6 protein-coding genes are annotated in these 4988 nt (G+C 75.4%); 3 read left to right on the top strand and 3 right to left on the bottom strand.

Going from position 1 to position 4988, the window contains the following annotated elements; translation table 11 throughout:
• Together L7D48_RS25730 and L7D48_RS25725 are read right to left on the bottom strand one after the other, a co-directional pair.
• The coding region (locus L7D48_RS25730) for a hypothetical protein (protein WP_308312336.1) at positions 1-482 on the bottom strand (482 nt) is incomplete at its 3' end.
• Positions 479-946, bottom strand: coding sequence for an SRPBCC family protein (locus tag L7D48_RS25725; protein WP_237882997.1), 468 nt, complete (start codon positions 944-946; stop codon positions 479-481). The genes L7D48_RS25725 and L7D48_RS25730, both read right to left, overlap by 4 nt.
• Positions 947-1180: 234 nt before the next feature.
• Between L7D48_RS25725 and L7D48_RS25720 the strand changes: the two genes are divergently transcribed.
• Both L7D48_RS25720 and L7D48_RS25715 read left to right on the top strand, forming a co-directional pair.
• Complete coding sequence (locus L7D48_RS25720) at positions 1181-2080, top strand: Gfo/Idh/MocA family protein (RefSeq protein WP_237882996.1); 900 nt, start codon at positions 1181-1183, stop codon at positions 2078-2080.
• A gap of 36 nt (positions 2081-2116) precedes the next feature.
• On the top strand, positions 2117-2524 hold the full coding sequence (locus L7D48_RS25715; RefSeq protein ID WP_237882994.1) for a hypothetical protein: 408 nt from the start codon (positions 2117-2119) through the stop codon (positions 2522-2524).
• 7 nt (positions 2525-2531) lie between these two features.
• Here the strand turns inward: L7D48_RS25715 and L7D48_RS25710 are convergent, their stop codons facing one another.
• A complete protein-coding gene (locus tag L7D48_RS25710) occupies positions 2532-3083 on the bottom strand; it encodes a hypothetical protein (protein ID WP_237882992.1) in 552 nt (183 codons plus the stop codon).
• Positions 3084-3638: 555 nt separating this feature from the next.
• Between L7D48_RS25710 and L7D48_RS25705 the strand changes: the two genes are divergently transcribed.
• Positions 3639-4988 (top strand): ATP-binding protein (locus tag L7D48_RS25705; RefSeq protein ID WP_237882990.1); only part of this gene is annotated, 1350 nt, incomplete at its 3' end.

Genomic DNA, 4988 nt, shown 5'->3' with positions numbered 1-4988 from the left:
GTGTCGGGGCGCGCGGTGTGGGCGGGGTGGCCGTGGGTGCGCCGGGCCTCCTTCATCTCCGCCTCGTACAGGTGCTTCAGGCCACCCGTCAGCCGGTCGCGCACCAACTCCTCCAGCTGTGCGAACGGCTTGTAGTAGTGCGAGTCGTAGCCCTCGACGATCTGGAACGTCCAGTGGCCCGGGATCACGTTGCGGCCCAGCACCTCGGTCTCCAGCAGCTCCGCCTCCCCGGTGTGTCCGGCCTCGCGCAGCAACTCCACCGCCTCGCCCAGCAGCAGGTCGGAGCGGCCGGTCATCTGGTGGAAGGAGTACAGGTGGCCGCGTGCCCGCTCGGTCGCCTCCAGCGCCTCGGTGACCTTGCCGACGGCCTCGACCGTGGCGTCGTCCACACCCGGCGGGCGGCGGTGCGCCCGGTCGGGCCGGTCGCCGGCCCCCTCCTCGGGCCGGTCTGCGGCGCGGTCCCCGGTGCGTCCGTCCGTCACGCGTGCCTCCCCGCTTCCCGGTCCGCCTCGCTCCGGCCGGACTCCACCACGTTCCGCAGCCGCGACAGCATCAGCCGGTGCCGCAGCTGGAGCACCATGTCCATGGGCGCGGTGTGCAGCTGGGCCACCGCGCCGCGCAGGGGGTGCTCGTCCATGGTGATCAGCGAGCCCTCGCCCCACGGCTTCACCGTGATGGCGATGCGGGCCGTGCCCAGCCGCCCCGCCGACGCCTCCAGCTCCAGCTGCCCGGGCGGCTCGCAGATGCGCACGATCGTGTGGCCGCGCTCGGTCAGCGGCCCCATGCCGATCGTGTAGCGCAGGGTCGTGCCCACCTCGGGCCAGTGGCCCTCGGACTCATGGGTCTCCTGGGTGCCCACGACCCACTTCTGGTACTGCTCGGCGTCGCCGAGGACGCTCCACACCCTCTCGGGCTTCCTGTTCACCCACACATGTCGCACTGCCATGCGGGGCCGGGTACCCGATTTCGCGCGAAGCACCGCCGGGGCGGGGCGGCCGGCCCCTTACGGGCGAGCCCGCGGCCCGCCCGCGTGCCTCCGCCCGCCCGCGCGCCTCCGTCCCCGGCCCGAGCGGGGTGTCGGGCGCGGGCCGCCGTCTGGCATGGTTGGCGGCGCCCTCACCCGTCTTTACCGGTGCAGCGACCGGTACGGCCACCCGCACAGCCAAGGAGACACCGCGACATGAGATTCGGCCTGCTCGGCACCGGCCCCTGGGCCCGACTCGCCTACGGCCCCGCACTGCTCGCCCACCCCGACGCCGAGCTGGCGGGGGTGTGGGGCCGCAGGCCCGAGGCGGCGGCCCAGATCGCCGAACGGTTCGGCGGCCGGCCCTACGACGACGTGGACGCGCTGCTGGAGGACTGCGACGCGGTCGCCGTGGCGCTCCCCCCGGACATACAGGCGCCCCTGGCCGTACGGGCCGCCGAGGCCGGCCGCCACCTGCTGCTGGACAAGCCGGTGGCCACCACCGTCCCCGCCGCCCGCGACATCGCCCGCGCGGCCGAGGCGGCCGAGGTGGCCTCGGTCGTCTTCTTCACCCTGCGCTTCCGCCCCGAGACGGCGGCATGGCTGGAGGAGCAGAAGCGGACGGGCGGCTGGCAGCTGGGCCGCGCCGACTGGCTCGGCGGCATCTTCGCCGAGGGCGCCGAGCCCAGCCCGTTCGCCGACTCGCCCTGGCGGCGGGAGAAGGGCGGGCTGTGGGACGTCGGTCCGCACGCCCTGTCCATGCTGCTGCCGGTGCTCGGCGACGTGGCCGGCCTCGACGGGGCGGTGGCCGCCGTCCGCGGCGCCGGGCAGACCGTCCAGCTCGCCCTGAGCCACACCTCGGGAGCCTCCAGCACCTGCGCGCTCGGCCTCGCCGTCGCGCCCGCGGCGTCCGTGACCCGGGTGGAACTGCGCGGCACCGCGGGCGTGGTGGAGCTGCCGGACGGGGAGACGGACGCGGTCGCCGCCCTCGGGTGTGCCGTGGACGCCCTGATCACCTCGGCCCGCACCGGTGAGCCGCACCCGTGCGACATACGGTTCGGGGTGCGGGTGACGGAGATCCTCGCGGCGGCGCAGGCCCGCCTCGACGACCGCTGACCCAGGGCCGGACGGGCGTTGGAGAGTATGTCCCCCGTGCGGTCGCCCACCCCCTTCGCGCCCGTACCGGACCGGCTCGGCGAGCCGGTGGTCCTCGTCGAGGCCCTCCGCGTCGGCGATCCCCTCGGCCACGCCTCGTGGTCGCGGACGGTGCCGGGCGAGGAGCCCGATCTGTGGGACGGCGACGAGGCCGCGGAACTCCTGGGCCTGGTCGCCGCCCTGCCCGCCGGGGAGCGGATGCGCTGCTTCGCCCCCCCCCGCTACGGCCTGCGTCTCCACACCGCCGGCGGAGGCGTCCGCGACATCGCCCTCTGCTTCCGCTGCCACGCCGCGCTGGTCCTCGGACCCGGCGGAGTGCGGGGGTCGCCCGCCTTCGACGGGGAGAGCGAACCGGCCCGCGAACTGCTGCGCCGCTTCCGCGCGGCCGGGGCCCGGCCGGCCTGAAGGCGCGTCAGTCCCGGCGCAGGCCGACCCCGCAGCCCGCGCACAGCGTGTACGTCCAGTAGCCGTCGCGCCACAGCTCGGTGCCGGCCGGCTCGGTACACACCCAGCACACCGGCGTGCCGCCCGGCTCCGGCCGGACGGGCGGCCGCGCGCACAGCACACGGCGGACCACCACCGGCAGCGGCTCGGCGGGATGGCGCCGGGGATCGGGGCAGTAGGCCAGGCCGTGCCACCGGCGCCGCTGCGCCTGCCAGGCCTCGGCGCGGCCGGGCTGCCGCCTGCCCGCGCGCTTCTCGCGCACCCGGCGCCCGGCGTACGCGGCCTCGGCGGCCAGCCACACCTGCCGGGCCGCGTGGAGCTCCTCGACGGCCCGCACCAGCGAATCCGGATCCCTCTCGGGCCTGCCCGGTATGCCCGCGCTCCCGCGCAGATGGTGGTACGTCGCCCGGAAGCCGTACGGAGCGAAGTGCTGCAGACACGTCCGCAGATCGCTCAGCCGGCGGTGCGCGGGCCGCGCCGCGTCGTGCACACGGGCCCGGTGCGTACCGAAACTGCTCATCCTCGCCCCCCTGTCGTCCCACGGAGAGGATGACCGCACACTGCACCATCCGACACCTCCGGCGGGGCCGCTTTCCGTACTTTCCCGTGTTTTCCCGTGCTCCTCCGGAAGGCCGCGGACCGTGCGGCCGTCACCCCGGCAGGTGATGGAACGGATATCCGGTCCTGGCCAGGGGCTGGCGGTGTGTGCACCCGCCCAAAGCGGAACGAACACGCAGGCTCGGGCCGTAACGCCCGCATGATCACCCACTGTGTCGCCGCATATTCACACGGTGTTTGTCAAGTCTCTGCGACGGCTCACCGGATGCCCCTATGCTCCCTGTCACGCAGCGAGGCACTCCCGTCACAGGGGGTCGCCGCCGCGTGCGGTGCCTCGGCGCCGCCATGCCCCGAAGCGGGGTGGCCGGGGGGCCGACGGGGCCGGATCTCCCCCTCCCCGCGAGTGGCGTATGCCGCGGGTACATGCCCCGGGCACGTCAGCCGCGCCACCGCACAGCACAGCCGTCCCGAAGCACAGCCCGTCCCACCGTCCACCCCAACGTCCCAGAGGATGCCCATGGAGCCCGCCGGCTCGTTGACGGGAGGCCGACGCCCCTCTCCCGGGGGCCTGTGGCTCGCCTCCCCCGTACTGGTGGCCGCCTGCGCGGCCCTGGCCGCGATCTCCGTCACCGCCCCGGCCCGTGCCGCGGTCGCCTGGTGCGGAGCCGCGGCGACGCTCGCGGTGGCCGCGGCCGCCTACGAGGTGGTCCGCCGGGGCCGCGAGATCACCGCCGCCCACCTGCGCGCGGAACGCCAGCTCGCCGACCTGGAGCACTACTGCCTGGAGGTCATGCCGCCCGTCGTCGAGGCCGTGCAGCGCGGCGAGGTGCCCGGCGACGTACTGCCCCCCTCGCTGCACCCCGCCGATTCCGACCCGCGGCTGGTGACCGCCCACGAGAAGCTGACCAACACCGTGGTGAGGGCGGTCCAGGACCGCGAGTTCCAGCGCGACTCCGCCCGCCGCGCGATCGTCAACATCGCCTGCCGCATCCAGGCCGAGATCCACCGTCTCCAGGCCGACCTGCGCAGGATGCAGTTCAAGCACCCGGCCCCCGAGATCCTCGGCGACCTGATGCACCTGGAGCACGGCGTCAACGTCGCCGGCCGCGTGGCCACCAGTCTGGCCGTCCTCGGCGGCGGCAGCCCGGCGCGCCAGTGGCAGAAGCCCGTCTCCCTCTACGACGTGCTGCGCGCGGGCAGCGCCCCCATCGCCGAGTACCTGCGCATCGAACTGCACCGGGTCGCCGAGATCGCGGTGCTCGGCCCGGCGGTCGAACCGCTGAGCCTGGTCTTCAGCGAGCTGATGGACAACGCCACCCGCTACTCGCCGCCCAGCACCAAGGTGGTCGTCAACACCGAGGAGGTGGCCTCGGGCATCGAGGTCTCCATCGAGGACAAGGGGGTGGGCCTGACCGAGGAGACCCGCCGGCACGCCGAGTTCCTGCTCACCCAGGCGCGAAACGGGCTGGACCTGGAGGACCTCGGCGAGACGGCCCGCATGGGCCTGCGTGTGGCGGGCGTCCTGGCGGGCCGCCTCGGGCTGCGGATCTCCCTGCGGCCCTCGACCTGCGACGGGGTGCGCGCGGTCGTCTTCGTCCCGCACGACCTGCTCACCGCGCTGCCCATGGAGGCCTATGCCCGGGTCGGCGGCCGTCCTCCCGGACCGGTGACCCGGCGGCAGGCCATGGCCGGGCCGCCCGTGCCCGCGCACCCGGCGGCGCGTCCGCCCGCGGCCCGGTCCATCGCCGGGGCGGACGCGGACGGCGAACCGGCCGCCGTCGAGCGGAACGCCAACGGGCTGCCGCAGCGCCGCCGCCGGCGCGCCGCCGTCCCCCCGGCAGGGGCGGGCGGCACGGGGGTTCCAGGC

Origin of the sequence: Streptomyces sp. ICN903, from assembly GCF_022015835.1 — a bacterium.
In the GTDB taxonomy this organism is placed as follows: domain Bacteria; phylum Actinomycetota; class Actinomycetes; order Streptomycetales; family Streptomycetaceae; genus Streptomyces; species Streptomyces fenghuangensis.
Note: the sequence above shows the minus strand (reverse complement) of the source record. Positions and strands in the feature narration are given on the sequence as shown.